Here is a 25,839-nt window from a genome sequence, read left to right as displayed (position 1 = left end):
CCATAGCCGCACCTTGGCCTGGCAGGAAGCGGGCGGTTGACACCTTCTTCGTCAAGCGCTCCAAGGCGGCATGGCTGCGCTCGATCTGATCACGCCCGCCGGCGGAGGAACCTGGCGGTTTCCTGAGAACGAACCGCTACGACTGGATTCCGGCGCCGTGCTCGAAGGGCTCGAGATCGGCTACCAGACCTATGGCCAGCTCAACGCCGACAAGTCCAACGCCATCCTGATCTGTCACGCCCTGACCGGCGACCAGTTCGTGGCCTCGCCGCACCCGACGACGGGCAAGCCCGGCTGGTGGCTGCGGATGATAGGCCCCGGCAAGCCGCTGGACCCGCAGAAGCACTTCATCATCTGCTCGAACGTGATCGGCGGCTGCATGGGCTCGACCGGCCCAGCCTCGATCAACCCGGCGACCGGCAAGGCCTATGGCCTGTCGTTCCCGGTGATCACCATCGCCGACATGGTTCGTGCGCAGGCCATGCTGGTGAAGGCGCTGGGCATCGAGACCCTGTTCGCCGTGATCGGCGGCTCGATGGGCGGCATGCAGGCCCAGCAGTGGGCCGTCGACCATCCCGAGCGCCTGTTCAGCGCCGTGATCCTGGCCTCGGCCTCGCGTCACTCGGCCCAGAACATCGCCTTCCACGAGGTGGGCCGCCAGGCGATCATGGCCGACCCCGACTGGCGCGGCGGCGCCTATGCCGAGCACGGCGTGCAGCCCGGCAAGGGCCTGGCCGTGGCGCGGATGGCCGCGCACATCACCTATCTGTCCGAGCCCGCCCTGCAGCGGAAGTTCGGCCGCGAACTGAAGCGCGATGGGCTGTCCTGGGGCTTCGACGCCGACTTCCAGGTCGAGAGCTACCTGCGCCACCAGGGGGCCAGCTTCGTGGATCGCTTCGACGCCAACAGCTACCTCTACATCACGCGGGCCACCGACTATTTCGACATCGCCGCCGCCCATGGCGGGGTGCTGGCCAAGGCCTTCACCGGGGCGCGGAACGTGCGGTTCTGCGTGCTGAGCTTCACCAGCGACTGGCTCTATCCGACCGCCGAGAGCCGGCACCTCGTGCGCGCCCTGACCGCCGCGGGCGCCAAGGCGGCCTTCGTCGAGATCGAGAGCGACAAGGGCCACGACGCCTTCCTGCTGGACGAGCCGGTGATGGACTCGGCGCTGGCCGGGTTCCTGAGCTCGGCGGAACGCGATCGGGGGCTGGCGTGACATTCATCCGCGAAGACTTCCGCGAAATCCTGCGCCTGGTGCGCCCGGGCTCGCGCGTGCTGGACGTCGGCTGCGGCGAGGGCGCGTTGCTGGACCTGCTGGCCCATGAAAAGCAGATCGACGGCCGGGGCCTGGAGCTCAGCGCCAGCGGCGTCGCCGCCTGCATGGCGAGAGGGCTTTCGGTGGTGCAGGGTGACGCCGACCTGGACCTGGACCACTTCCCCGACCGCAGTTTCGACTACGCGGTGCTGTCCCAGACCCTGCAGGCCACGCGCAACCCGCGCCACGTCCTCAATGAACTGCTGCGCATCGCCGAGCGGGCCATCGTCTCGTTCCCGAACTTCGGCCACTGGCGAGTGCGCTGGTCGCTGCTGAGCCGGGGCCGCATGCCCGAGACCAAGGCCCTGCCCCTGCCCTGGTGGTCGACGCCGAACATCCATCTCTGCACCCTTGCCGACTTCATGGCCCTGACCGAGGACCTGAACCTGCGCGTCGACGCCTGCGCGGCCTTCGCCGGAAAGGGTCCGGCGCGGCCGATCGATCCGACGAAGGCGGTCGAGAACTGGCGGGCCGAAAGCTGCCTCTTCATGCTCAGCCGCAACGGCGGGCCCGCGGTGCGGGAACCTTCGCCCGGCTCGGGCGATCTCTTCGACGGATGAAGACCCTTCGTCTCATGACGTACAACGTCCACCGCTGCGTGGGCGCCGACCGCAAGCTCGATGTCGAGCGTGTGGCCGAGGTGATCGCCGCCGAACGCCCCGACGTGGTCGCCCTGCAAGAGCTGGACGTCCGTCGCGCCCGCACGCGCGGCGTGGATCAGGCCCATCGCCTGGCCGAACTCCTGAAGATGAGCTTCCATTTCCACCCGGCCATGGCCGTGGAGGAAGAGCTCTACGGGGACGCCATTCTCACCGCCCTGCCCGAACGTCGGATCAAGGCCAAGGGCCTGCCGCTCTATCGCCGCGTGCCGGGCCTCGAGCCGCGCGGCGCGCTTTGGATCGAGGTCGAGGTCGGCGGAACCAAGGTCCAGATCATCAACACGCACCTGGGCCTCGTGCCGCAGGAGCAGAAGCGGCAGGCGGCGGCCCTTCTGGGACCGGACTGGATGGGTGACGATCGCTGGGTCGCGCCCGGCGTCGTGCTGGGCGACTTCAACGCCACGCCCTATTCGGCGACCTACCGGATGCTGCGCACGGCTCTTCGCGACGCCCAGGCGCCCTCGCCCGCCTGGCCACGCCCGGCGACCGCGACCTTCCCGTCGAGCTTCCCGTTCATGCGCATCGACCACGTCTTCTTGACGAAGGGCCTGGAGACGCGGGGCGTGCGCTCGCCCTACGACGCCAGAGCCCGGATCGCCTCGGACCACCTGCCGCTGGTGGTCGACCTCGAGGTCACGGCTGCAGACGCTCAGGCGGCTCCGGCGGCGGAGCGGTAAGACGGGCGATGTCGCGCCGCAGCCGCGCGCGACGCCCCCACGGCCGCCAGGCGTCGTCGGGCGCGATGGCGTCGCCCAAGCTCCAGTCGGCGATGAACTTCTGGATGCGGCCCAGTTTGCGAGCCGGGGCGGGCCGCAAGCGGCGCGGCGGCCCACCCCGCACGTCCAGCGCGTTGATCGCGGCCCCAAGGCCGCCTTCCCGCTCCATGGCGTCGAGCACGTCCATCGCCGAGCGGTCGATAAAGTGCCCGACCAACCGTCCCAGGAACCCTCGCACCGTCTCCCGCTCAAGATCGGTGCGCGCTTCGAACGCCACATCGCATTCGCTGTCGAGACCGATCGAGCGATTGTTCAGATTGGCCGAGCCAATCCGCAACAGCCGATCGTCGATGATCGTGACCTTGGAATGGACGATGATCGGTCCGCCGTTCGGCGTGTGCGCCGAGAAGGCCGAGAAGCGTTGGTGGATATCGACCTCGCGCAGGCGGTTGATCGCCGCCGTCCGGGCGCTGTCCATGGTCATCTGGTCGAAATAGCTGGGACTGCGCGCGGGGCCGATCGTGACGACCTCGGGCCCGTCCGGTTCGAAGAGACGCTCGGCCAGGGCTTCGACGATGATCGGCGAGGTCAGGTACTGGTTTTCCAGATAGATCAGCCGCCGAGCGCTGCGGATCGCCGCCAGGTGCAGCAGCAGGCACTCGGTGATCTCCGGACGCCCGCGCCACTCGGCCGAGGTGCGGGCCACCGCGACGGGTAGCCGGCGAAGGTCCGGAGACAAATGATCCGGCCAAGGCGTCACGTCGGGCCGGGGCGGCCGCTCGATCGCGTCGCCGCCAGAGGCGCGCCAGCGGTCGATGAAGAGGTCCGCCATCGCCTCGCCGGCGCGGCCGTCGACCAGCATCGAGACCTCGTGCCGCGGCGGATAGTGGCGGCCGGTCGGCAGGCGTCGCAGCGGGTTGTTGTCCAGGTGTTGGCAGTCGTCCCAGCGATCCACACCGATGTCGCCGCCGCTCACCAGGGCGGTGACGCCGTCGATGATCACCGCCTTCTGGTGATGGCAGGCGCTGGCGGGCAGGGTGGCGTCCAGCCGGTACTTGACGCGCGAGCCCGCGAAAAAGGCCGCCCCGCGATGGGGTCCGAACAGCTGAGAGGCGGCGATCGGAAACGGCATGTCCCAGGTCAGCACCCGCACGTCCAGCGCCGGGTTCAGCGCCGCCTGCCGACGCAAGATCAGGCCGATCCGGTCGGCTTGGGTCGGATCACGGCTCTTGCGCACGCGATCGGGATCCAGGCGCGTCAGGGGGTCAAACACCCAGGCGAGGATCCAGATCGACTTGCGCGCCGACAGAAGCAGGGGCTTCAGCGCGTCGAACGCCTCGTCGTTGTCGATCAGCAGGGCCACGCGATCGGCGGCCTCGACCCGCCAGCAGGTCTGGCCCAGCTCAAAAACGGAAGAAGCAGAATCCATGTCGCCCTGAACGCCGTGAACCTGGACAACGCGCGGAGCCCAGCTATGGCTCCGCTTCAAGGCGAGGTCGTGTCAAAACCGACCGCGAGGCTAACCCGCGATCGCGGCCGCGTCGCGCTCACCGGTGCGAATGCGCAAGGCTTGCTCCAGGTCCATGACGAAGACCTTGCCGTCGCCGATCTTGCCCGTGTTGGCGGTGCGTTGCAGGGCCTCGATCACCGGTTCGAGCACGTCCGTCGGGACGGCGATCTCCAGCTTCACCTTGGGCAGCAGCTTCACCTCGTACTCGGCGCCGCGATAGACCTCGGTCTTGCCCTTCTGGCGACCGTAGCCGCGAACCTCGGTCACGGTCAGGCCCGACGCTCCCGCCTCGGTGACCGCTTCGAGCACCGCGTCCAGGCGGCTCGGCTTAATCACGGCGACGATCATTTTCATTGGCGCGGCTCCCGCGAACGGACGGTGGTTACGACTCCAAGCTAGGCGTCCCGAGGCCAGGCTCCAAGCCCGTTCGCGCTCAGGGCTAGCTTGGCGCCTTATGAACGGGCGCCGGGCGCCCCTTGCCATGGCGCACCGGGGTCGGACCGGCGGGGCTGGGCAGCAGGACGCCAGGCGCGAACACCCGCGCGCGCGCCTTCCGGCCCTGGGGCTTCACGGCGAAGGTCTGCTTGATCGCTTCCATCAGAATCACCCCGGCGAACCGCGGCCAAAGGCGCGCCCCGACCTGCTCGAAGCCCTCGGCCCAGCCCGACATCGCGGCGAAGGGCGGGACATAGAGCGCCCGCGTCCAGCCGGCGGGTTCGAGGCCGGCTTCCCGGATCAGGCTTTCCAGCTGGCTTCGGCTGTAAGGGCGGCCATGGCCGAAAGGCGTTCCCTCCGCGCCCGCCCAGACGCCGTCGCGCGACGAGACCGCGACGATCAGGCGGCCGGTCGGCGCCATGACCCGCCCGATCTCGGCCAGCAGCGCCGCGGGATCGTCGGCCTCTTCCAGGGCGTGGACGGCCAGAACGCGGTCGAAGAGGGCGTTCGGCAGGGGGAGCGCGGTTTCCTCGACCAGGCAGGCCTGGTTGCGGCCGCCATGAGGCCAGACCTCCACGCCCTGCTGAGCCGGCATGGCGGCGACCACGCGGCGGGCGTTGGCCCGGGCCGCGTCCAGGAAGGGCGTGGCGTAGCCGAGACCCAGCACGTCCAGGCCTCGCGTATCGCCCCAGGCCTCCTCGACCTTGCGCGTGAGCATGGTCCGGGCGGCGCGGCCTAGGGGGGCGGCGTAGAAAGCCCTGAGATCGAGCACGTCGCGGCGCATTGAGTCTCCCGAACTTGGAGGCCATCCTTGTATTCGCGCCCGCGTCGTGGCGATAGAGCTTGCGCCATGCCCGTCACCATCCATCAGTTCCCGTGCCTGTCCGACAACTACGGCTTCCTCGTCCGTGACGAGGCCAGCGGCCAGGTCGCGACGATCGATACGCCCGACTCCGAGACGATCCTGACGGCGCTCGACGCACTGGGCTGGAAACTCGACCTGATCCTCAACACGCACTGGCACCCAGACCACGCCGGCGGCAATGAGGCCCTGAAGGCGGCCACGGGCGCGATGATCGCCGGGCCTTCGGAAGTCACACGGATCGCGCCGGTGGATCGCGCGCTCACGGACGGCGACACGGTGATGTTGGGCGAGACCCGCTTCGAGGTCCTCGACACGGGCGGCCACACGCTGGGCCACGTCAGCTACCACGCTCCCGCCGACGGGATCGCTTTCGTCGGCGACACGCTTTTCGCCTTGGGCTGCGGTCGCCTGTTCGAAGGGACGCCCGAGCAGATGTGGGCCTCGCTGTCACGCCTTACCGCCCTGCCGGACCAGACCACGGTCTACTGCGCCCACGAATACACCGCCTCGAACGCGCGCTTCGCGCTGTCGGTCGACGACGCTCCCGCGCTGAAGGCGCGCGCTGACGCGGTGTTCGCCGCGCGCGAGCGGGGTGAGCCGACCGTGCCCACCACCATCGCCGCCGAGAAGGCGACCAATCCGTTCCTGCGCGCGCCTCTGCTGCGGCCGAACGCGGCCTCGCCCGCCGAGGCCTTCGCCGAGATCCGCGCGACCAAGGACAGCTTCAAGGGATGAGTGAACGCGTGATCGAGTCAAATCGGGCCGGAGGGGCTATCGCCGGCGACCTGGGCGCCAAGGAGATCATCCGGATGCTGGACCTCCAGCCGCATCCGGAGGGCGGCTGGTACCGCCAGACCTTCCGGGACGAGCCGGGCCCCGACGGCCGGGCGAAATCGACCTGCATCTACTTCCTGCTCGAGGCCGATCAGGTCTCGGTCTGGCACCGCGTCGACGCCGTCGAGACCTGGCACTGGTACGCCGGAGCGCCGATCTCGATCACCCTGTCTCCGCCAGACGGCAAGGGCGCGACCGCCTACGTCCTGGGTCCCGATCTTCGTGCGGGCTGCAGGCCCCAGGTCGTCGTGCCGACGTCCTGGTGGCAGACCGCCGTCAGCCTCGGCGCGTGGACCCTGGTCGGGTGCACCGTCGCGCCCGGCTTCCGGTTTGAGGGCTTCGAGATGGCCCCGTCGGACTGGACTCCCTCCCGCATCTAAATCCTCGGGGGTGAGCGCGACCTTTCGCCGCAGAGCTTCCGGCGAATACCCAAACTGGGCAACTTGGTCGCATGGCTTCGGCGTTGTAGGCGTGCAATCCTTTTTAAGTCAGCCGAAAAGCTGACTGAGGGGGAGTTACTCTATAAATGTCTGAAGAGTTCACGAACGTTCGCGCCGCCCACCGATATGCAACGGATTACCTTTTGAGGTGGGTGGAAATCGCCAACGAAGTCCACCATGCGGATCTTCTGTATAGCCTTGTCTTCACGACACTTTGGTCTGGCAACACCTCGCACCTCAAGGGCTCGGCCTATGCCGCAATTGACGACGTCCCTCCCGACCATGAGCGTCGCCCACTGACCGTTCGCCAAGTCGCCGACTCCCTCGGCCTGCCGTACGAGACCGTCCGTCGCCGCTTCGTCGAGATGCAGGATCGGGGCGTCGCCAAGCGCGTCGGCCGCGAGGGCTTCATCGTGCCGCAGTCGGTCTTCGCCAAGCCCGAGTTCATGAACGGCATACGCCGGTCGCATCAGAGCCTGATGCGCTTCCTCAAGGAATTGAAGTCGGTCGGCGTCGACGCCGCCTGACCGAACCGCTAGGCGCTTTCGCGGACCACCAACTCCACCGGCGAGATGGTCGATGGAGAACTGGCCCCCGCCATGCGGCGGAAAAGCAGATCGACCATGGTCCGAGCGCCCGCCTCCAGGTCCACCCGAATGGTGGTGAGCGGCGGGGTGCTGTGCTGAGCCAGCAGGATGTCGTCGAACCCGACCACCGCGACGTCTTCAGGCACGCGCTTGCCCGCCCGCTGCAGCGTCGTCAACGCGGTCAGGGCCAGGACATCGGAAAAGGCGAACACCGCGTCGAACTGGACGCCCGAAGCCAGGAGCCCCTCCACCGCCCGCTGCGCGTCTCCGCGGGTGTAGTGCGAAGGGATGACCAGCGCCGGATCGAACGCGACTCCCGCCTCATCGAGACCCTTGCGATAGCCCTCGAACCGCTGGACCGCCTCGGGAGCGTCGACTTCGCCCAGGAAGGCGATCCGACGCCGCCCCCGCGCGATCAGATGCGACACGGCTAGGCGCCCGCCCTCGCGATTGTCGCTGCCCGCCAGGCAGTAGCGGTGTCCCGGCATGGTCGCGCCCCACACCACCATCGGCCGATAGGTGTCGGCCACGCTGTTGAGCGCCTCGTGCTGAGTGCTTTGGCCTATGATCAGAAGGCCGTCGGCGCGGTGCGACTGGATGATCCTGTCCAACCAGCCCGGCTCGGTGGTGATCACCTTGTTCAGCAGCACCAGGTAGTCGCGCCGGGTGATCTCGTCGGCCAGCCGCCCCACGATCTCCAGGAAGAACGGGTCCGAGATCGTCTGACCGGCCTCGTGCGCCAGCGGAATGATGACGCCGATCGTGTCGGTCTTGCGCAAGCGCAGACTGCGCGCCGACTGGTTGACGACATAGCCGTGGGTCTGGGCGATCTCGACGATCTGGTCACGCAGCGCCTTGGGGATCAGCGGATTGCCGGCGAGCGCGCGCGACACCGTCGAGATCGACACCCCGGCCATGCGGGCGATGTCGGCCATCTTCAGGCGACCGCGCTCGGGAGCCATAACCAGATCGGGGCTATCCATGACGACCGAGAGACCTTGCCAACGAACATCACCCGCGGAACGCCGCCGCCGACAAGGCGGGACGCACGCGGGTTCTAATTTGAAGAACATTGGTATCGGGCGGGGAGTAAACGCCACCTAAGGCTTTATGGTTACGCCCGCACTATCTTAGGCCTTACCGGTCCATCACCTTGATGATGCGCTTGGATGACGGCCGCCCCGCCAAACCCTGCCCCGGCGCGTAGGTGACGATCAGCGAACCGTCCTTGACCTGGGCGCTCGGCTTACGCCCCTCGGTCAGGAGCACGCGCCCGACCTTGGACAGGATCGACCGATCGCCCTTGCGCGCGGCTTGCTCGAAGGCCTCGGCCGTCACGATGGCGGAGTCGGCGATCAGCACCGAGGTCTCCGGTCGCGCGTCCTCCAGGGTGGCGAACTCGATCTGGCGCTGCGCGGCGCGGCTGGCGCGGTTGGCCGCGATGACCAGGCGTTGGAACAGGGCCGCGACCGAGAGAACCGCCGGCGGCTGGATCGACGACGCGCGGCCCGACAGCGCCACCGCCGCGCCCATCGGGGCGTCGTCCGTGAACAGGATAACGCCACCCAGCTTGGTGACCCGCAGAACGGGCTCGCCCAGATCGTTGCGGTAGATGACATCGCCCCGCGAGGCCGGCTGGGGAGACAGGACCCAGACCTCGGTGCTGTTGTCGAACTTGATCAGGGGCTGCGGCGCGGCCTTGTCGAAGACGAAGGTCCCGCCAGTCTCGGAAACGTAGCGCGCGACCGGCGGGGCGGCTACGCGGCGCGCCTCGCCGGCGCCCCGATGTCCCAGCAGGGCGTCCCGCAGCGAATGCGGCAGTTGTTGAGCGTCGGCCGCCCCCGCCATCAGCATCAGAGCGAGGATCGACAGGGTCGCTTTCGCCCCCCTCACGCCCAACTCCGCCTTACAGAATTTCATGCGATCCGTACTGCCCGCCGACTGGGGCGAATCTTGGACGTCAAAGCGTCGTTCCCCCGAAGACGGCCGCATGAGGCCAAAACGACACAGTCGCCGTCAAGCCCGACTTCGGGGGATGTGGTCCGTACAGAGCGGACCGTACAGGACGGTCAGGCCATGTATTGGCCGCCGTTGAGGCTGAGCGTCGCGCCGGTCACGAAACCCGCCCGCTCTCCGGCCAGGAACGAGACCATGTCGGCGATCTCCTCGCCCTTGCCCAAGCGCCCCACCGGGATGCCGGCGACGATCTGGGCCAGCACGTTCTCGGGCACCGCGGCCACCATCTCGGTGTCGATATAGCCGGGGCAGATCACGTTCACCGTCACGCCCTTCTTGGCGTTCTCGAGGGCCAAGGCCTTGGTGAAGCCGATCAATCCGGCCTTGGCGGCCGAATAGTTGGTCTGGCCCATCTGGCCTTTCTGGCCGTTGATCGAGCTGATGTTGATGATCCGCCCCCAGCTGCGCTCTCGCATGCCCTCGATCACCGGGCGGGTCATGTTGAAGGCCGAGTCCATGTTGACGCGGATCACCTCGGACCACTGCTCGTAGGTCATCTTGTGCAGCATGCCGTCGCGGGTGATGCCGGCGTTGTTGACCAGGATGTCGATCGGCCCGAGCTCAGCCTCGACCGTCTTCACCGCGGCCTGGCAGTCGTCGAACGAGCCGACATTGCCTTTCACCACCATCACGCCCAGCGCCTTGGCGCAGGCCTCGGCGGCGGCCTCATTGCCGGAGTAGCCGGCCGCCACCTTGTGGCCATCGGCGATCAGCCGCTCGCAGATCGCCCGCCCGATACCGCGGGTCCCCCCCGTCACGAACGCAACTCTCGTCATTTCTCTCTCCCGATTATTGTTTTTCGTTCGTCGTCACCACGCGCCCGACTCTTTGAGCCGGACGCGCGTCCCCGGTGACTTCAGGCGGTCAGACCGCCTCGACGCACATGGCCACGCCCATACCCCCACCGATGCACAACGTGGCGAGGCCCTTCTGGGCGCCCGAACGCTTCATTTCGTGCAGCAGGGTGGTCAGGACGCGCGCGCCCGAGGCGCCGATCGGATGCCCGATGGCGATGGCGCCGCCGTTGACGTTGACCTTGGCCGGATCGAGGCCCAGCTCGCGGACGACGCACAGCGATTGCGCGGCGAAGGCCTCGTTGCTTTCCACGAGGTCGAGATCCGCGACGGTCCAGCCTGCCTTCTCCAAGGCCTTCTTGCTGGCCGGGATCGGACCGGTGCCCATGATCTCGGGCTCGACGCCGGCGTTGGCCCAGGAAGCGATGCGGGCCAGCGGCTTCAGGCCGCGTTTCTGAGCTTCCTCGGCGCTCATCAGCACCAGGGCGGCCGCGCCGTCATTGAGACCGGACGCGTTCGCCGCGGTGACCGAGCCCTCCTTGGTGAAGGCGGGCTTCAGGCCCGAGATGCTCTCCAGCGTCACGCCGTGACGGATGTACTCGTCCTTGTCGACGACCGTGTCGCCCTTGCGGCCCTTGATCGTGACCGGCGCGATCTCGGCGTCGAACTTACCGGCTTTCTGGGCGGCCTCGGCCTTGTTCTGGCTGGCGACGGCGAAGGCGTCCTGGTCGGCGCGGGTGATCTGCCAGCGCGAGGCGATGTTCTCGGCCGTCTGGCCCATGTGATAACCGTGGAAGGCGTCCCACAGGCCGTCCTTGATCATCGTGTCGACGAACGACAGGTCGCCCATCTTCTGACCGCCGCGCAGGTTCTGAGCGTGCGGCGCCTGGCTCATGCTTTCCTGACCGCCCGCCACGACGACGGCGGCGTCGCCGGCCGCGATCTGCTGGGCCGCCAGCGCCACGGCGCGCAGGCCCGAGCCGCAGAGTTGGTTGAGGCTCCAGGCCGGGCTCTCGACCGGGATCCCCGCCTTGACCGAGGCCTGACGCGCAGGCCCCTGGCCCGCGCCCGCCTGCAGGACCTGGCCGAGGATCACCTCGTCGACGTCGCTGGGCTGGAGGCCGGCGCGGGAGATGGCGGCCTCGATGGCGACCCTGCCCAATTCCGAAGCGGGCAGGCTGGACAGCGCCCCGTTGAACGAACCCACCGGCGTGCGGGCGGCGGAAACGATGACGACGTCGCTCATGCGATAGCTCCCGTAACGATCTGGCGGCGTCGCCTTAGCTATTGCGGCGCCACGGTTTTTTGCAGTGCAACACCACCTTGCACACGCCGGTGGCGTTCGTCATCAGCACATTTTCACGGCATCATGACGACTCCAAGTCATCAGACCACTGGCGCCATGCCTTTGCATTCGCGATAGTGCGATGCGAAAGGCGGGCGGAAACCGCTGTCTAGGGAACGAAATGTCCGAGAACCCTGAAAAAGGCGAAACGGCCGCCGGGACCGAAAAAACGGCCGGCCAGCGCGTGATCATCAAGAAATACGCCAACCGTCGCCTCTACAACACAGCGTCTTCCTCGTACGTCACCCTGGAACACCTTTCCGAGATGGTGAAGGAAGGCGTCGACTTCGTGGTCTATGACGCCAAGACCAACGACGACATCACCCGCTCGGTGCTGACCCAGATCATCTTCGAAGAGGAAAACCGCGGCGGCGGCCAGAACCTGCTGCCGATCCAGTTCCTCCGTCAGCTGATCGGCTTCTACGGCAACTCCATGCAGGCCTTCCTGCCCTCGTACCTGGAGATGTCGCTGGAGAGCTTCACCAAGCAGCAGGAACGCCTGCGCGGCCAGCTGGCCAACATGGCGCCGGGCAAGATGCCGGGCATCGGCGTCTATGAAGAACAGATCCGCCAGAACATGGCGCTGTTCGACCGCGCCATGAAGATGTTCTCGCCCTTCGCCTATGTCCGCCCCGAAGACGCGCCGGCCCCGCAGCCCGACCCCGCGCCGGCTCCGCCGCCGCCCGCGCCGAGCGACGACTCGCTGGCGGACCTCAAGCGTCAGCTGGCGGCGATGCAGGAGCAGATCGCCAAGTTGGCCACCAAGTCTTAACCACGCCTGGCGAGGCCTTCTTAACCGTCTCGTCCCTACCGTCCCTGATATGAACGGCCCGATCGATCCTATTCGACGCCTAGGTCTCACGCGCCGCGCCCTGCCCGGGCCGCGTGATGACATGCGTCATGGGGAGGAAGAGGACGTCGCTCTGACGGCCGGGGACGAGGACGAGCAACCCGCCCCTCCGCCGCCGCGCCGCGAGGGCTTCGCCGCCTTCGCCGCCCATCTGATGGGTCAGGTCGGCCAGAAGCGGGGCCTGCGCGGTGGGCAGGAAGTGCTCAACGCGGCCAGATCGACCTATCTCGGCACGGAATATTCGGGTCCGGCGGACCGCCGCCCGAAGGCCGGCCTGATCAAGAAAACCAACATCTAGGCCCGTTCGGCGCATAGCGCTGACGAGCGGCCGCCCTGGCGTGGAACTTGCTTGACCTCTCGCGCACTCATCGCCGCGAGCCCTTCATGCTGTCCCTCGCCATCCGCATCTTCGACGTCGCCGTCGTGGCCCTGATCTTCACGGCCCTGACCTAGGCCTTTTGTTGTCACGGGGCGGACGCCACGCTTACGCGCTCTCCAGCAGCATCATGGTGCCCTGGCCGCCGTCGGCGCAGATGCTGACGATGGCGCGCTCGCCCTTCGGACGGGCGGCCAACTCCTTCACCGTCTGGCTGATGATCCGGGCGCCCGTGGCTCCGAAGGGGTGGCCCAGCGCGAGGCTGCCGCCATTGGGGTTCATTCGCTCTCGCGGGAAAGCGCCCATCGGCGTGGTCACGCCGGCCTTTTCGCTCAGGAACTTGGCGCTTTCCCACGCGGCGATGTGCGACAGCACCTGGGCGGCGAACGCCTCGTGGATTTCCCAGAGACCGACGTCCGCATAGGTCAGGCCGTTGCGGGCGAGCATGCGCGGCACGCCATAGGCCGGGGCCATCAGGAGCCCCTCGTGACGCAGGTCGATCGAAGTGACCTCGTAGTCGACCAGACGCACCTTCGGGGTTTCTCCCGGCAGGCGGGCCATGCCGGCCGCCGAGCCCACCCAGACCGCCGCCGCGCCGTCCGTCAGGGGCGAGGAGTTGCCGGCCGTCAGCGTGCCCTTGCCGCTGGTCTTGTCGAAGGCGGGGCCCAGCTTGGCCAGCTTCTCGAGCGAGGTGTCCTTGCGCGGAATGCCGTCGCGCTTGACCTCGCCCACCGGGATGACGAGATCGTCGAAGAAGCCGCTCTCCCAGCCCTTCACCGCGCCCTGGTGGCTGGCCAGGGCGATGGCGTCCTGATCGGCGCGGGACAGGTTCCATTCCTTCGCGGTGATCTCCGTGTGCTCGCCCATCGACAGGCCGGTGACCCGGTTGACCACCTTGGGGATGAACAGGCGCACGTCCTTCAGGTTCAGCGCGCCCAGGGCCGCCAGGCGCTGCTGGCCGGTCTTGGCGTTCTGGAACTTGCGGATCCAGTCCGAGAGGGCGACGGACAGGCCCAGCTGCACGCGGCTCATGCTCTCGACGCCGCCGACCAGGGCCAGGTCGCGGCCGCGCCCGTCGACCATGCCGGCCGCCTCGATCGCGCCGATCATGCTGGTCGAGCAGGCCATCACCGTCGAGAAGGCTGGAATGGTCGGATCGCCGCCAGCGTCCAGCAGCACCTCGCGGGCCAGATTGCTCCAGGTCAGGTTCGGAATGACCGTGCCCCAGACGGCGAAGTCCGGCTTTGCCCGCGCCAGCATCGCCTTGACCACGGGGACCGACAGGCCGATCGCATCATGGCCGGCCAGGGCGCCGTCCACCTTGGCAAAGGGGCTGCGGACCCCTGCGGCGAGCCACACGCCGGACGAGCTCGCGGCGGACGAAGAGGCGGTGGCCATGGCGAAACTCCAGAGCGAGGAAAGGACCTCGCCTATATGGGATCGCCTTCCGGCTCTTGTCGAATTTCGCCGCGCTAGACATCCAAGCGCGCACAACCCCTTTGCACGCGCGCGCCGAGCGGCTTAATCGGCGAGCATGAGCACCGAACAAGACCTCGACGCCAAAAAGGCCCGCGCCCGGGCGTGGTTTGAAAGTCTGCGAGACCAGATCTGCGCCGAGTTCGAGCGCCTGGAGGACGAGGCGCCGGCGGACCTCTATCCCGGAGCCCCTGGCCGCTTCGAGAAGAAGCCGTGGAGCCGGGAGGCCGGCGGTGGCGGCGTCATGGGCATGATGCATGGTCGCCTGTTCGAGAAGGTCGGCGTCCATGTCTCGACAGTGCACGGGACCTTCACGCCCGAGATGGCCAAGAACATGCCGGGCGCCGACGAGGACCCGCGCTTCTTCGCCACGGGCGTCAGCCTGATCGCGCACATGACCAATCCGCGCGTGCCGGCCGTGCACATGAACACCCGCTTCATCGCCACGACCAAGACGTGGTTTGGCGGCGGCGGCGACCTGACCCCCCTGCTCGGCTACCAGCGCCAGCAGGACTTCCCCGACGCCATCGACTTCCACGCGGCCTACCAGCGCGCCTGCGACAAGTACGATCCGACCTGGCATGCGAAGTACAAGGCCTGGTGCGACGAATACTTCTTCCTGCCACATCGCAACGAGCCGCGCGGCATTGGCGGCATCTTCTACGACCACCACGACAGCGGCGACTGGGAGCGCGACTTCGCCTTCACCCAGGACGTCGGCCGCGCCTTCCTCGAGATCTATCCGACCCTGGTGCGGCGCCGGATGGGCGAAGCCTGGACCGCCGATGAGCGCCAGCAGCAGCTCATTCAGCGCGGCCGCTACGTCGAGTTCAACCTGCTCTACGACCGCGGCACGACTTTCGGCCTGAAGACGGGCGGCAATGTCGAGTCGATCCTCAGCTCGATGCCGCCGACGGTGAAGTGGCCCTGAGGCTCTACAGCTTCATCGACAGTTCGACGTCGTCGCCAAACGGGACCGACAGGTAGCCGGCCTCGGCCGAGCGGACGCGAGCGAGATAGTCCGGCGCGTAGTCAGCGTTGTCGGCGATGATCAGCGCCCCAGGACGCAGGCGGCTTTCCAGCATCGCCAGGATCTCCGGATAGAGCGCCTTGGCGCCGTCCAGCAGAACAAGGTCGATGGTCTCGGGCAGGTCCGAGGCCAGGGTCTGCATCGCGTCGCCCAGGCGAATTTCGATCAGGTCGGTCACGCCGCCAGCCACGAAGTGCTCCAGCGCGCGCTCAGCCTTCGAGGGCTCGAACTCGGTGGTGATCACGCGGCCGCCGCCGTTGTCGCGTACAGCCGCCGCGAGGTGCAGGGTCGAGACTCCGAACGAGGTCCCGAACTCGACGATCGTTTGGGCGCCGATCGCGCGGGACAGCATGTAGAGCAGAGCGCCGGCCTCGCGCGAGACGGCCAGGGGAAATTCCTTCAGGGCGCCGTAGAGCTCGAGATATTCGGTTTTGCTTCGCATCAGCCGCTCGCGCTCGCTCCCGGGAACGTCGGAAAAGACCGGCCGGGCCGCGTCGCTCAGTGTGAACAGGCGCTCCAGCATCGGCGCCATCTTGGTCAGGGTGTTCATCAGGGTCTCCAAGGCGCGTCGTTGCGCCCGACCCAGAAATGCGACTAATTCGTCAGGTTTCCTATTCGCATTGCCGGAAGCCCGATGTCCGATCGCCCAAGCCCCAGGATTTCTTCGCGAAAGCTGCCCAAGCAGGCTCGCTCGGCCGACCTGGTCGCGGCGATCCTGGAAGCGGCTGTTCAGGTTTTGGCGAAGGAGGGCGCGACGCGGTTCACCACCGCTCGGGTGGCCGAAAAGGCCGGGGTGAGCGTCGGCTCGGTGTACCAGTACTTTCCAAACAAGGCCGCGATCCTGTTCCGCTTGCAGAGCGACGAATGGCGCCAGACGGCTGGGCTGCTGACGAATATCCTTTCCGACACCGGCCGTCCGCCGCTTGAGCGGCTACGCGTGGTCGTCCACGCCTTCGTTCGATCGGAGTGCGAGGAGGCCCAGATGCGCACGGCGCTGAACGACGCCGCCCCACTCTATCGCGACGCGCCAGAAGCGCGCGTGGCGAGGGTGTCCGGGACCCAGGTCGTGGCGGACTTCATGCGGGAAGCGCTGTCCGAGGCCACGGAGCCCACGCGCGCGCTGGCCGCCGACCTGATCACCACGACGCTCAAGGAGGTCGGCAAGCGCTTCTCGGAGACCCCTCGCACGGACGCCGAGATCACCGCCTACGCCGACGGCTTGGCCGACATGTTCACGGCCTATCTGGAACGGCTAGGCCATGGCCCCGCCGGCGGGGCGGTCACCACGAACCTCAGGGGCGAACCGCCCGAGCCAGGAACCGATTGATCCACTCGGCCATGCGAGCGCGATCGTTCGCCGCGTCGAGGCTGGCGATCGCCGCGTCGGCCTGTTCGTCGGTGAACCGCGTCCCGCGCCGCGCCTCGATCAGGGCCTTGGCGTAGGCCGGATCGAACTCCGGGTGGAACTGCATCGAGATCGCCTTGGCGTCGTCGTACGAGAGGATGCCGTACGGGGTGAAGGCGCTGCCGGCCAGCACGCGGGCGCCGGGCGGCGGCTCGATCACCTGGTCCTGATGGGAGGCCGGCACGGCGACGGCGGTGACCTCGTCCATCCACGGCGCGGCACCCGAAACCTCATAGGCATGCAGGCCTACGCCCCAGCCCTTGTCGGACTTCACCACCTTCCCGCCGAACGCCTCGGCCATGATCTGGTGGCCAAAGCACACGCCGACCAGCGGCGCTTCGCCCTTGGCCTGGCGCAGGAAGGCCTTCAGCGGCTCGATCCACGGCAGCGGGTCGTAGACGCCCGCCGCCGAGCCGGTGACGACATAGGCGTCGTTCTCGGCGGGGCGCTCCGGCAGCTCGCCCCGCTGGACGTCGTAGGCGCGATAGACATAGGCCGGTCCCAGCAGCGCCTCGAACATCGCGCCATAGCCGCCGAACGTCTCCAGCAGGTCGCCCGGCGGCTCGCCGGTCTCGAGCAGGCCGATCCTCAAGCGGTTCAATAGACCATCCCCTGGGCGACGGCCTTCAGGCGTTCGATGACGCTGAACTTGTCCTCGATGAAGTCCTGGTCGATCCACCAGAGCTCGACCTCGCGCAGCACCTTGCCAACCATGGGCCCCTTGGGCACGCCGGCCTTCATGATCTCCTCGCCGGTCAGCGGCAGGGTCGGGGGCGTCCAGGTCTCGGCGAGCGCCAGCAGCGCCCGCCACTGCGACGCGGTCGAGGCGCGCTCGGCCCCGGCCCAGGCCAGCTTGACCTGGTCGCGGAAGGCGCTGGAGCCCAGGGCGTAGATCGCCCGACGCGCCTCGCGCGGGCTCATCCAGGAGACGATCGTCGGGCCCGGGGTCTTGGCCTCGACGATGCGGTCGCGGTCGGCGTTGGACAGGCGCAGGCGCTCGGCCAGAGCCTTGGCGCCGTTGTCGTCGGGCGTCAGGGCGGCCAGGCGCAGCACGGGATCGGTCTCGAACAGTTGCTCGGTCTCGATGGCGACCAGGGCGTCGAAACGGGCCAGCGACTCCACCGTCGGCAGGATCGCGGCCAGGACGCCGGTGGCGGCCATCAGGCGGAAGGCCGGCCGCGGATCGTCGGCGGCCAGCGTCTTCATCAGTTCCTTCTGGATCCGCTCGGCCGTGCCTCCCAGCAGCATGTCCTTCAGCGCCGCGCAGGCGGCCAGCGCCTCGGCGTCCGGCTCGAGCCGGCCGTACCAGGCCTGGAAGCGGAAGAAGCGCAGGATCCGCAGATAGTCCTCGCGGATGCGGGTCATCGGATCGCCGACGAACACCACCCGGCCGGCGCGCGCGTCCTCCACGCCTTGGCCCACCGGGTCGTAGACCGTCCCTTCGGCGTCGGCGTAGAGGGCGTTGAAGCGGAAGTCGCGGCGCTGGGCGTCCTCGCCCCAATCGTGCGTGAAGGCCACCACCGCCCGGCGACCGTCGGTGGCGACGTCGCGGCGCAAGGTCGTGACCTCGAAGGGGCGGCCACCCGACAGCGCGGTGACCGTGCCGTGCTCGACGCCCGTGGGCACGGCGCGCAGCCCCGCCTGCTCGATCGCCTCGATCGTCTGGTCCGGCGTCAGGGTGGTGGCGATGTCGATGTCGTCGACGGGCTTGCCCATCAGCGTGTTGCGGACGCAGCCGCCGACGAAGCGCGCGCAGCCGACGCCGCCCTTGGCCTCCAGGGCCGCGATCACCGCCCGCGTCTGGGACGCCGCCATCCAGGGGGGCGCGCCGATCGATACGCCGCTCAAGCCTTGTTCTCCTTCAGCCCGTCAGCGCCTCGGGCGCGTCGTCATGGAGCCGCTCGTACAGCGACCGCAGCATGCCCGCCGTCGCGCCCCAGATGAACCGGTCGTTCCACGGCATGGCGTAGAAGTGCCGCCGACCGCCGGGAGCCTCGCGATACTGGCGCTGGTGATTGGCGGGGTCCATCAGGAAGTCGAACGGCGTCTCGAAGACGTCCGCCACCTCTTCGGGGCTCGGCGTGAACTGGGCGCGCGGATCGATGAAGCCGACCACCGGCGTCACGTGGAAGCCCGTCACGGTCTGGTAGCCGTGCAGCAGGCCGGCCAGGGTCACGCAGGCCGGATCCAGGCCCACCTCCTCGTTGGCCTCGCGCAGGGCGGTGGTCCAGGGCGTCTCGCCCGGATCGCAGCGACCGCCCGGGAAGGCGATCTGGCCCGTGTGGCTGCGCAGGGTGTCCGAGCGGCGGGTCAGGAGGACGGTCAGCCCCTCCTCATGCTCGATCAGCCCGACCAGCACCGCGGCCGGACGCAGGGCGTGGGGATTGTCGAACTTCAGGCCGGGATTGAGGTCGAAGTCCGACCGCAGCGGGTTGGCGAGGCTGGGGTCGTAGCTGTCGATCGGGTCGAGGCGACTGGCGATCCAGGCGCGGCGTTCGTCTCGCGTCATGCCGGGGCCGATCCCGGAGGCGCGACGGGGAAGAAGGCGCCGTTCGACGTCACGCCCCAGACGCCGTCCTTCGGCGTCGCCAGCTCGACCAGCTCATAGAAGACCGGGCGGACGATCAGGGCTTCGAGGCCCCGACGGACATGCACATAGGGGCGCGGCTCGCCGGTCTCGGGGTCGATCTCGACGCGGATGGCGTTGTCGGGTCCGGCGACGACCGTGTCGCCGACATTGGTCTGGAAGACGAGCGCCTCGCCGTCCCGGTCGACGCGGGTGGCGATGAACGGCGCGTCCTCGACCGTGATCTTCATCTTCTCGACGGGCGTGACCAGGTGGTAGCCGTCGGGGTCGAGCCGCAGCACCGTCGAGAACAGGCGCACCAGCGCCTCCCGGCCGATGGGCGTTCCTTCGTGGAACCAGACGCCGTCCTTGCGGATGCGGATGTCGATCTCGCCGCAGTGGGGCGGATTCCACAGCCATACCGGCGGCAGGCCGCGTTCGCCGGAGGCCCCCGCGTCCTTGGCGGCCTGGGCGACGCCTTCCAGGCCAGTCTTGGCGGGCGCGTCGGTCATACCGATCAGTTAGGCCGTCCCGCCGTCCGGCTCAAGCGATCATGACGTCGCGCGGGCTCCAGGCGCGATCGCGACGGGGCCGGAGAGCCCCTCGTCGCCGCCTTGCCGCAGCGGCAGCAGCAGAACGCGGCGCTGGTCCACGGGGCCGGGCATGGCTACGTCGGCCGTATGGGCGTTGGTGAAGCCGATCCGGCCGAAATAGGGGCCGTCGCCGACGAGCAGCACCGCGCGCCAGCCGGCGGCGCGGGCGGCCTCGCAAGCGCTCTCGACCAGGGCCTGGCCCAAACCCGCGCTGCGCTCGTCCGGATCAACCGCCAAGGGGCCCAGGAAGGCGACCGGCTCGCCGCCGATCGTCACCGGCCACATCCGGCAGCAGCCCACCGGACGGCCATCGCGCAAGGCGACGAACGAACAGTCGGGCAACAGCGCGTTGCCCTCGCGCAGGCGCTCGGAGGACTTGGCAAAACGGCCGGGGCCGAACACCCGGTCGATCAGGGCGGTGACGGACGCCTCCATCGCCGGGGTCTCGAGGACCAGGGGCGGATAGGCGGGCGAAGCGGGAAGGGTCTGGGGAACGGAGGTCATCGGCCTTCGGGAAATGCGGAAGAACGTCGGGGGCTCCCGACGCGAAGGCGCGAGGGGAGAGGCTCAGATCGTGGCGCGTTCGCGCGGCATTCGTCGCAGGCCCATGCCCAGCATTCCCTAGTGGTCCGGATCGAGGCTTCGCCACGCTCCGAAGGCTCCAAAAGATGCGCGCGCTGTAGGGCCAAGCGTTTCTCAGGTCAATAACGTTGCGGCGCGGGAGCTTGCCCCTATGTTGCGACCCGATGTCCGACCCCGCCTCAGCCGCCGCCCCCGACACCTCTACCCGCGCCTTGTTGCGGGAGCGTGACTTCCTCCTGTTCTGGGTGGCGCGGTTCAGCTCGACCTTGGGGGTGCAAATCCAGTCGGTGGCGCTGGGCTGGCAGGTCTACGCCATCGCCCGCATGACCAAGTCCGTGGGCGAGTCGGCGTTCATGGTCAGCATGATCGGCCTGGCGCAGTTCCTGCCGCTGTTCCTGCTGACCCTGGTCGCCGGCGAGACGGCGGACCGACGGACCCGCAAGCTGATCGTCGCCGCGACCCTGGCCTTGGACGCCGTCAGCGCCGGCGTCCTTCTGGTTCTGGCCTTGATGGGTTCACATCAGCTATGGCCGATCTTCGCCATCTCGGTGATGTTCGGCGCCAGCCGCGCCTTCCTCTCGCCCGCCAGCAGCGCCATGGGCCCGATGCTGGTGCCGCGACCGCTGCTGCCGCGCGCCATCGCCTGGAACTCGCTGTCGTGGCAGTCGGGCTCGATCGTCGGTCCCGCCCTCGGCGGCCTGCTGCTGATCCACTCGCCGGCCCTGGCCTTCGGCGCGTCCTTCGGACTCTATCTGTTCGCCGCCCTGCTGGCCCTGATGATCCGCAAGTCCACCAAGCCCGAACAACAGCCCGGGTCGCGCATGGAGCTGATCAAGGAAGGCCTGTCCTACGTCTGGAACAACAAGATCGTGTTCGGTTCGATCTCGCTGGACCTGTTCGCGGTGATCCTGGGCGGCGCGACCGCCCTCTTGCCAGTGTTCGCCAAGGACGTGCTGCACATCGGCCCCGGCGGCTTTGGCCTCCTGCGCGCCTCGCCGGCGATCGGCGCGACCCTGGTCGGTCTCTATCTCGCGGCCAACCCGATCCGGCGCAACGCCGGCAAGATCATGTTCGCGGGCGTCGCCGTGTTCGGCCTGTCGACCGTCATCTTTGGCCTCTCCAAGCTCGAATGGCTGTCGGTGGCGGCCCTCGCCGTGCTGGGCGGCGCTGACATGCTGTCGGTCTATGTCCGCCAGACCCTGGTGCAGATCGTGACGCCCGACGCCATGCGCGGCCGCGTCGCCGCCGTCTCGGGCGTCTTCATCAGCGCCTCCAACGAGTTGGGCGAGGTCGAGAGCGGCGCGGCGGCCTGGTTGCTCGGCCCCGTCGGCGCGGCCGTGTTCGGCGGCGTCGGCGCCATGGCCGTCACCGGGATCTGGGCCTTCCTGTTCCCCGACCTGCGCAAGGCCGATCGACTGGAATAGCGGTCTCGTTCGCTAGCGCGCGTTCGGGCGGTTTAACCGCTCACACTTAAACCTAACGCGCTCAGGCTTCCGCCAGCTTCCGCAGCGCCTCGCCGGTCATCCGGCGGATGATCCACTCGTCCATCGAGCTCGCGCCGAGGCTGTCGTAGAAGGCGATCGACGGCGCGTTCCAGTCGAGCACCGACCACTCCAGGCGCCCCAGCCCCTCGTCGACGCAGCGCTTGGCCAGGTTGGCCAGCAACGCCTTGCCCGCGCCGGCGCCCCGCGCGGCCGGCCGCACGAACAGGTCCTCCAGATAGATCCCGTGGCGGCCGACGAAGGTCGAGTAGTTGTAGAACCACAGGGCGAAGCCGACCGGCTCGCCGTCCAGTTCGGCGATGTCAGCGAAGGCGCGCGGCTGGGCGCCGAACAGGGCCGCCTCGGTGTCGGCCTGGCTCGCCTCGACGGTGTCGAGCAGCTTTTCATAGTCCGCCAGATCGAGGATGAATTGATGGATCAGGGCCGCGTCGGCGGGCTTGGCGGGGCGGACGGTGACGGGCATGGCGGTCTCTTCGGACTATCGGGACTTCGTTCTGGAGCAACTGGCGCCGCTGGGTCAGGTCACCGCCCGCCGGATGTTCGGCGGCGTGGGGATCTACGCCAACGGCCTGTTCTTCGCCCTGATCGACGACGACGTCCTCTACCTGAAGACCGACGAGTCGCTGAGGCCCGAATTCGAAGCCGCCGGCTGCCAGGCCTTCGCCCCGTTCGGCGCCGACAAGCCGATGAGCTATTGGACCGCGCCCACCGAGGCCCTGGACGACCAGGACATCTTGCTGGACTGGGCGCGCAAGTCCCTGATCGTTGCCGGTCGCAAGGCCGCCGCCAAGAAGCGCTAGCCGATCTTCACGCCCGGCGGCGGGACGCTGTCCTCGGGCACGAAGAAGTCCGGCATCAGGGCGGCGGTCGGGTCGACCTTGTAATGATCGAACTCGCGCACGCCCTCGCCGTAGAGGAAGGTGTCGTCGATCAGGAACTGACCCGAGAACTCGCGCGAAGGCTTGTTGAAGATCGCATAAGCCGCGTCGGCCATGATCTCCGGCGTGCGGCAGTGGCGCAGGCCTTCCTCGCCGGCCAGGGCGAACTGGATGGCGGCGGTGGCGATGCCAGTGCGCGGCCACAGGGCGTTGAAGGCGATCCCGTCGCTTTTGAACTCCTCTGCCATGCCCAGCACGCACATCGACATGCCGAACTTGGCCATGGTGTAGGCCACGTGCGGCCCGAACCAGCGCGGCGACATGTCCAGCGGCGGCGACAGCATCAGGACGTGCGGGTTCTCGGATTTCTTCAGGTACGGAATGCAGGTCTTCGTGGTCAGGAACGTGCCGCGCGTATTGATCTGGTGCATCAGGTCGTAGCGCTTCATGTCGGTCGACAGGGTGCTCGTCAGCGAGATGGCCGAGGCGTTGTTCACGCAGATGTCGATCCCGCCGAACGTGGCGACGGCCTTCTCGACCGCCTCCTGGACATTGGCCTCGTCGCGGACGTCGACGACCAGCGGCAAGGCCTTGCCGCCCGCCGCCTCGATCTCGGCCGCGGCGCTGTAGATGGTGCCCGGCAGCTTGGGATGGGCCTCGGCGGTCTTGGCCGCGACCACGACATTGGCCCCGTCGCGCGCGGCGCGCAGGGCAATGGCGAGGCCGATGCCGCGCGAGGCGCCGGTGATGAACAGGGTCTTGCCCTTGAGGCTCATGGCTTGTCTCCGCTTCAGGCGCCGGCGCCGGTGGTCTCGACCGACAAGGCCCACAGGCGCTCGGCCGCCTCTGGATCGAGGGCGTGGGGCATGACGCCGACCCACGGCGCCTCCTTGCTCCACGGGACGGCCTGATTGCAATCCTCGAGATAGAGCCCGCCGATCCCTTCCAGCTCGTCGCCGACGGCGGCCCAGACACTGGTGGCGGCGCCCTGCTCAGTCGTCTTGAAGCCTTCGCGCGGCTGGTCGTTCTCGTCCAGCCAGCCGAGGGCGCGTTGCTCCTCGATCGGCAGGTGGCGCTGCAGCGGGGTCATGATGCCGCCCGGCATCACGGCGTTGGCGTTGACGCCCTTGTCCTTGAACCGCTTGTCGAAGCCGAGCGCGAACAGGCTGTTGGCCGTCTTGGCCTGACCGTAGGCCTCCCACTTGTCGTAGGGGCGCGTGTTGTAGTTCGGGTCCTCGAAGTTCACCGGCGAGCGGCGATGGCCGATCGAGGACAGCGACACCAGGCGCGAGCGATGGCCCGAATGCGCGGCGCCGTCGACCAGGTTCGGCGCCAGCAGCACCGACAGCAGGAAGTGGCCGAAGTGGTTGGTGCCGATCTGCATCTCCAGCCCGTCGACCGTGCGCGACAGCGGGCAGGCCATGACGCCGGCGTTGTTGATCAGCAGGTTCAGACGGCGGTCGCCCCAGCGATGGGCGAAGTGGCGGATCGCCTCCAGGCTGGAGAGGTCCAGCATGCCGAAGCTGACCCGCTTCATGCCGACCTCCTCGTTGATCTGGTTGGCGACCTCTTCGCCCAGCTCCGGCTTGCGGGCGGCGATGATCACCTCGGCGCCCGCGTCGGCCAGGGCCCGGGCCGTCTCGACGCCGATGCCGGTCGCCGCGCCGGTGACGATCGCCACCTTGCCGGAGAGGTCGTGGCCCGCGACCACTTCACGCGCCGTCGACTTGGCCCCGAAGGGCGAGGTGATCCGATCCGCCATGCGATCCTCCCAGATCTTATGTGTTGGGCAAGCTTAGCCCACTTTGGAGAAGTCCGCGGGTCTGCGTTCCATGAAGGCCATGAAGGCTTCGCGGGCCTCGGCGGTCTGCAGGCGAGCGGCGAACTCGGCGCCCTCGACGTCCATCAGGGCGGCGATCTTCTCGGCGTCGCGCATCAGGCGCTTGGTGGTGGTCAGGGCGCCCAAGGGACGCTTGGCCAGCTGGTCGGCGGCGGCGCGCGCCCGGGCCCGAAGGTCGCCGGCCTCGACGGCGGCGTTGGCTATGCCCCAGGCGACCGCCGTCGCGCCATCCACCGCCTCGCCCAGGGCGAACATGGCGTAGGCGCGGGCGTGGCCGATGCGCGCGGGCAGCAGCCAGCTTGAAGCGGCTTCGGGCACCAGGGCCAGGTTGACGAACGGCACGGTCAGCCGGGCGTCCGGCGTCACATAGACGAGGTCGCAGTGCAGCAGCATGGTCGTGCCGACGCCGACCGCCTGCCCTTGCACGGCGGCGACCAGGGGGCGCGTCGCGTGGGCCAGCGCTTTGAGGAACCGCAGTACGTGCCGCTCGCCGGTGAAGGCGCCGGTCGCCTGGGCGGCGAAGTCCTGCAGGTCGTTGCCGGCCGTGAAGCTGTCGCCGTCGGCCTGGAAGACCACGACGCAGATCGCCGGGTCCTTCTCGGCGCGCTCCAGGCCGTCGGCCAAGGCGCCGTACATGTCGTTGGAAAGCGCGTTCTTCTTCTCGGGTCGCGCCAGGGTGAGGGTCATCACGCCGGCGTCGATCTCGACCTTCACCCAATCGCTTTTTACAGGGTCGGTCATAGAGCATCTCCCTTGGGGAACTTGGTCTGCAGGCTGGCCAGCCAGCGCGCGACCACATCGATTTCGTCGTCCGAGAAACCCTCGGTCAGCTGAGCCTTGATTCCCTGAAGGCCCGCCTTGGCCTCTTCCCGGGCGGCGCGCCCCTTGTCGGTCAGGTGCAGGCGCATGGCGCGGCCGTCCTTCGGATCGGCGCGCCGCTCGACCAGCTCGACCTTGGTCATGCGATCGATCAGCCCGGTCATAGCGGAGGGGGCCAGATCGAGGGCGTCCGCCGCCTCGCCGATCAGGGCGCCGTCGTGTTCGCTGAGGTAGAACAGGACTCCCGACTGCGCCGCCGTCAGCCCGCCCTTGGCGGCCATCTTGACCTCCAGCCAGCGTTGCACGCGCCGATGGCCGGCGTTCAGCAGAAAGATCAGGCGGCGGTCTGGCGCGACGGGCATGCGCCTAGCGTCATGTTTCGCACGCGAAATGTCAAACGCGC

Annotated in this window: 32 protein-coding genes and 1 pseudogene; 13 read left to right on the top strand and 20 right to left on the bottom strand. The window is 68.4% G+C overall.

The genetic code is table 11. The features are described from left to right. The first annotated feature begins 70 nt into the window (after positions 1 to 70). The 3 genes from metX to CSEG_RS02055 are packed head-to-tail and all read left to right on the top strand — an operon-like array spanning position 71 to position 2,654. The gene (gene metX, locus CSEG_RS02065; protein ID WP_013077594.1) at positions 71 to 1,219 is read left to right on the top strand and encodes a homoserine O-acetyltransferase MetX; all 1,149 of its coding nucleotides are present in this window, start codon (positions 71 to 73) and stop codon (positions 1,217 to 1,219) included. Further along, positions 1,216 to 1,878, top strand: coding sequence for a methionine biosynthesis protein MetW (gene metW, locus CSEG_RS02060; RefSeq protein WP_013077593.1), 663 nt, complete (start codon positions 1,216 to 1,218; stop codon positions 1,876 to 1,878). Before metX ends, metW begins: the two co-directional genes overlap by 4 nt. Next, complete coding sequence (locus CSEG_RS02055; RefSeq protein WP_013077592.1) at positions 1,875 to 2,654, top strand: endonuclease/exonuclease/phosphatase family protein; 780 nt, start codon at positions 1,875 to 1,877, stop codon at positions 2,652 to 2,654. Before metW ends, CSEG_RS02055 begins: the two co-directional genes overlap by 4 nt. On the opposite strand, the gene CSEG_RS02050 is transcribed toward CSEG_RS02055, so the two are convergent. The 3 genes from CSEG_RS02050 to CSEG_RS02040 all read right to left on the bottom strand — a co-directional run bounded on the left by CSEG_RS02050 (position 2,611) and on the right by CSEG_RS02040 (position 5,422). Continuing rightward, complete coding sequence (locus CSEG_RS02050; protein WP_013077591.1) at positions 2,611 to 4,122, bottom strand: phospholipase D-like domain-containing protein; 1,512 nt, start codon at positions 4,120 to 4,122, stop codon at positions 2,611 to 2,613. The genes CSEG_RS02055 and CSEG_RS02050 overlap by 44 nt on opposite strands. Before the next feature lie 90 nt (positions 4,123 to 4,212). Next, the gene (locus CSEG_RS02045; RefSeq protein WP_010918409.1) at positions 4,213 to 4,557 is read right to left on the bottom strand and encodes a P-II family nitrogen regulator; all 345 of its coding nucleotides are present in this window, start codon (positions 4,555 to 4,557) and stop codon (positions 4,213 to 4,215) included. Positions 4,558 to 4,642: 85 nt separating this feature from the next. Then, positions 4,643 to 5,422: a class I SAM-dependent methyltransferase gene (locus CSEG_RS02040; protein WP_013077590.1), complete on the bottom strand. Its 780-nt coding sequence runs from the start codon at positions 5,420 to 5,422 to the stop codon at positions 4,643 to 4,645. Between the two features lie 66 nt (positions 5,423 to 5,488). On the opposite strand from CSEG_RS02040, the gene gloB reads away from it, so the two are divergent. From gloB to CSEG_RS02025, 3 genes are all read left to right on the top strand, one after another. Continuing rightward, positions 5,489 to 6,238 carry a hydroxyacylglutathione hydrolase gene (gloB, locus tag CSEG_RS02035; RefSeq protein ID WP_013077589.1) on the top strand — a complete coding sequence of 250 codons (750 nt, stop codon included), beginning with the start codon at positions 5,489 to 5,491 and terminating at the stop codon, positions 6,236 to 6,238. Beyond that, a complete protein-coding gene (locus CSEG_RS02030; RefSeq protein WP_013077588.1) occupies positions 6,235 to 6,717 on the top strand; it encodes a cupin domain-containing protein in 483 nt (160 codons plus the stop codon). Before gloB ends, CSEG_RS02030 begins: the two co-directional genes overlap by 4 nt. Positions 6,718 to 6,863: 146 nt before the next feature. Next, complete coding sequence (locus tag CSEG_RS02025; RefSeq protein ID WP_013077587.1) at positions 6,864 to 7,304, top strand: helix-turn-helix domain-containing protein; 441 nt, start codon at positions 6,864 to 6,866, stop codon at positions 7,302 to 7,304. Positions 7,305 to 7,312: 8 nt separating this feature from the next. Here CSEG_RS02025 and CSEG_RS02020 read toward each other — a convergent pair whose 3' ends face one another. From CSEG_RS02020 to CSEG_RS02005, 5 genes and pseudogenes are all read right to left on the bottom strand, one after another. Beyond that, positions 7,313 to 8,143: a substrate-binding domain-containing protein gene (locus CSEG_RS02020; protein ID WP_227878912.1), complete on the bottom strand. Its 831-nt coding sequence runs from the start codon at positions 8,141 to 8,143 to the stop codon at positions 7,313 to 7,315. A 33-nt stretch (positions 8,144 to 8,176) separates the two neighbouring features. Then, positions 8,177 to 8,326: pseudogene (locus CSEG_RS23055) on the bottom strand (LacI family DNA-binding transcriptional regulator); the annotation flags it as partial. Positions 8,327 to 8,501: 175 nt separating this feature from the next. Then, a complete protein-coding gene (locus CSEG_RS02015) occupies positions 8,502 to 9,284 on the bottom strand; it encodes a DUF4908 domain-containing protein (protein WP_013077585.1) in 783 nt (260 codons plus the stop codon). Between the two features lie 149 nt (positions 9,285 to 9,433). After that, on the bottom strand, positions 9,434 to 10,156 hold the full coding sequence (gene phbB, locus CSEG_RS02010; RefSeq protein ID WP_013077584.1) for a beta-ketoacyl-ACP reductase: 723 nt from the start codon (positions 10,154 to 10,156) through the stop codon (positions 9,434 to 9,436). An 88-nt stretch (positions 10,157 to 10,244) separates the two neighbouring features. Further along, a complete protein-coding gene (locus tag CSEG_RS02005; RefSeq protein WP_013077583.1) occupies positions 10,245 to 11,420 on the bottom strand; it encodes an acetyl-CoA C-acetyltransferase in 1,176 nt (391 codons plus the stop codon). Positions 11,421 to 11,640: 220 nt separating this feature from the next. Between CSEG_RS02005 and phaR the strand changes: the two genes are divergently transcribed. From phaR to CSEG_RS22405, 3 genes are all read left to right on the top strand, one after another. Further along, the gene (phaR, locus tag CSEG_RS02000; protein ID WP_013077582.1) at positions 11,641 to 12,291 is read left to right on the top strand and encodes a polyhydroxyalkanoate synthesis repressor PhaR; all 651 of its coding nucleotides are present in this window, start codon (positions 11,641 to 11,643) and stop codon (positions 12,289 to 12,291) included. Between the two features lie 49 nt (positions 12,292 to 12,340). Next, positions 12,341 to 12,667 carry a hypothetical protein gene (locus CSEG_RS01995; protein WP_041538147.1) on the top strand — a complete coding sequence of 109 codons (327 nt, stop codon included), beginning with the start codon at positions 12,341 to 12,343 and terminating at the stop codon, positions 12,665 to 12,667. An 89-nt stretch (positions 12,668 to 12,756) separates the two neighbouring features. Further along, complete coding sequence (locus tag CSEG_RS22405; protein ID WP_106907273.1) at positions 12,757 to 12,822, top strand: hypothetical protein; 66 nt, start codon at positions 12,757 to 12,759, stop codon at positions 12,820 to 12,822. A gap of 31 nt (positions 12,823 to 12,853) precedes the next feature. On the opposite strand, the gene CSEG_RS01990 is transcribed toward CSEG_RS22405, so the two are convergent. Then, positions 12,854 to 14,143: an acetyl-CoA C-acyltransferase gene (locus CSEG_RS01990; RefSeq protein ID WP_013077580.1), complete on the bottom strand. Its 1,290-nt coding sequence runs from the start codon at positions 14,141 to 14,143 to the stop codon at positions 12,854 to 12,856. A 136-nt stretch (positions 14,144 to 14,279) separates the two neighbouring features. On the opposite strand from CSEG_RS01990, the gene hemF reads away from it, so the two are divergent. Continuing rightward, a complete protein-coding gene (gene hemF / locus CSEG_RS01985) occupies positions 14,280 to 15,152 on the top strand; it encodes an oxygen-dependent coproporphyrinogen oxidase (protein ID WP_013077579.1) in 873 nt (290 codons plus the stop codon). A 4-nt stretch (positions 15,153 to 15,156) separates the two neighbouring features. On the opposite strand, the gene CSEG_RS01980 is transcribed toward hemF, so the two are convergent. Next, the gene (locus CSEG_RS01980) at positions 15,157 to 15,801 is read right to left on the bottom strand and encodes an O-methyltransferase (RefSeq protein WP_013077578.1); all 645 of its coding nucleotides are present in this window, start codon (positions 15,799 to 15,801) and stop codon (positions 15,157 to 15,159) included. An 84-nt stretch (positions 15,802 to 15,885) separates the two neighbouring features. On the opposite strand from CSEG_RS01980, the gene CSEG_RS01975 reads away from it, so the two are divergent. Next, positions 15,886 to 16,578, top strand: a complete 693-nt coding sequence (locus tag CSEG_RS01975) for a TetR family transcriptional regulator (RefSeq protein ID WP_013077577.1) — start codon at positions 15,886 to 15,888, stop codon at positions 16,576 to 16,578. Here the strand turns inward: CSEG_RS01975 and CSEG_RS01970 are convergent. Genes CSEG_RS01970 through CSEG_RS01950 form a run of 5 tightly spaced genes read right to left on the bottom strand, consistent with a single transcriptional unit; the run spans position 16,544 to position 20,319 of the window. Further along, positions 16,544 to 17,248: a glutamine amidotransferase-related protein gene (locus CSEG_RS01970; protein ID WP_041538425.1), complete on the bottom strand. Its 705-nt coding sequence runs from the start codon at positions 17,246 to 17,248 to the stop codon at positions 16,544 to 16,546. The genes CSEG_RS01975 and CSEG_RS01970 overlap by 35 nt on opposite strands. Positions 17,249 to 17,253: 5 nt before the next feature. Next, positions 17,254 to 18,471 (bottom strand): CCA tRNA nucleotidyltransferase, encoded by a 1,218-nt coding sequence (locus CSEG_RS01965; RefSeq protein ID WP_041538424.1) that lies wholly within the window; start codon positions 18,469 to 18,471, stop codon positions 17,254 to 17,256. A gap of 46 nt (positions 18,472 to 18,517) precedes the next feature. Continuing rightward, the gene (locus CSEG_RS01960) at positions 18,518 to 19,165 is read right to left on the bottom strand and encodes a CoA pyrophosphatase (protein ID WP_013077574.1); all 648 of its coding nucleotides are present in this window, start codon (positions 19,163 to 19,165) and stop codon (positions 18,518 to 18,520) included. Continuing rightward, positions 19,162 to 19,734, bottom strand: coding sequence for a DUF1285 domain-containing protein (locus tag CSEG_RS01955; RefSeq protein WP_013077573.1), 573 nt, complete (start codon positions 19,732 to 19,734; stop codon positions 19,162 to 19,164). The genes CSEG_RS01960 and CSEG_RS01955 overlap by 4 nt, the downstream gene beginning before the upstream one ends. A gap of 39 nt (positions 19,735 to 19,773) precedes the next feature. Continuing rightward, entirely contained in the window at positions 19,774 to 20,319 is a 546-nt protein-coding gene (locus CSEG_RS01950; RefSeq protein WP_013077572.1) for a GNAT family N-acetyltransferase, read from the bottom strand. A gap of 242 nt (positions 20,320 to 20,561) precedes the next feature. On the opposite strand from CSEG_RS01950, the gene CSEG_RS01940 reads away from it, so the two are divergent. Beyond that, the gene (locus tag CSEG_RS01940) at positions 20,562 to 21,821 is read left to right on the top strand and encodes an MFS transporter (protein WP_013077571.1); all 1,260 of its coding nucleotides are present in this window, start codon (positions 20,562 to 20,564) and stop codon (positions 21,819 to 21,821) included. Positions 21,822 to 21,882: 61 nt separating this feature from the next. Here CSEG_RS01940 and CSEG_RS01935 read toward each other — a convergent pair whose 3' ends face one another. After that, positions 21,883 to 22,362, bottom strand: coding sequence for a GNAT family N-acetyltransferase (locus CSEG_RS01935; protein WP_013077570.1), 480 nt, complete (start codon positions 22,360 to 22,362; stop codon positions 21,883 to 21,885). Here CSEG_RS01935 and CSEG_RS01930 point away from each other — a divergent pair. Beyond that, positions 22,352 to 22,699, top strand: coding sequence for a TfoX/Sxy family protein (locus CSEG_RS01930; protein ID WP_407642818.1), 348 nt, complete (start codon positions 22,352 to 22,354; stop codon positions 22,697 to 22,699). The genes CSEG_RS01935 and CSEG_RS01930 overlap by 11 nt on opposite strands. Here CSEG_RS01930 and CSEG_RS01925 read toward each other — a convergent pair. Genes CSEG_RS01925 through CSEG_RS01910 form a run of 4 tightly spaced genes read right to left on the bottom strand, consistent with a single transcriptional unit; the run spans position 22,696 to position 25,798 of the window. Continuing rightward, positions 22,696 to 23,553, bottom strand: a complete 858-nt coding sequence (locus tag CSEG_RS01925; RefSeq protein WP_013077568.1) for an SDR family oxidoreductase — start codon at positions 23,551 to 23,553, stop codon at positions 22,696 to 22,698. The genes CSEG_RS01930 and CSEG_RS01925 overlap by 4 nt on opposite strands. A gap of 14 nt (positions 23,554 to 23,567) precedes the next feature. Further along, complete coding sequence (locus CSEG_RS01920; protein ID WP_013077567.1) at positions 23,568 to 24,539, bottom strand: SDR family NAD(P)-dependent oxidoreductase; 972 nt, start codon at positions 24,537 to 24,539, stop codon at positions 23,568 to 23,570. 33 nt (positions 24,540 to 24,572) lie between these two features. Continuing rightward, positions 24,573 to 25,358 carry an enoyl-CoA hydratase-related protein gene (locus tag CSEG_RS01915; protein WP_013077566.1) on the bottom strand — a complete coding sequence of 262 codons (786 nt, stop codon included), beginning with the start codon at positions 25,356 to 25,358 and terminating at the stop codon, positions 24,573 to 24,575. Next, positions 25,355 to 25,798: a MarR family winged helix-turn-helix transcriptional regulator gene (locus tag CSEG_RS01910; RefSeq protein WP_013077565.1), complete on the bottom strand. Its 444-nt coding sequence runs from the start codon at positions 25,796 to 25,798 to the stop codon at positions 25,355 to 25,357. The genes CSEG_RS01915 and CSEG_RS01910 overlap by 4 nt, the downstream gene beginning before the upstream one ends. Positions 25,799 to 25,839 lie beyond the last annotated feature (41 nt).

The organism is Caulobacter segnis ATCC 21756 (genome assembly GCF_000092285.1).
Classification (GTDB): domain Bacteria; phylum Pseudomonadota; class Alphaproteobacteria; order Caulobacterales; family Caulobacteraceae; genus Caulobacter; species Caulobacter segnis.
The sequence above is the reverse complement of the archived record's forward strand: the minus strand, read 5'-3'. Positions and strand labels throughout refer to the sequence as shown.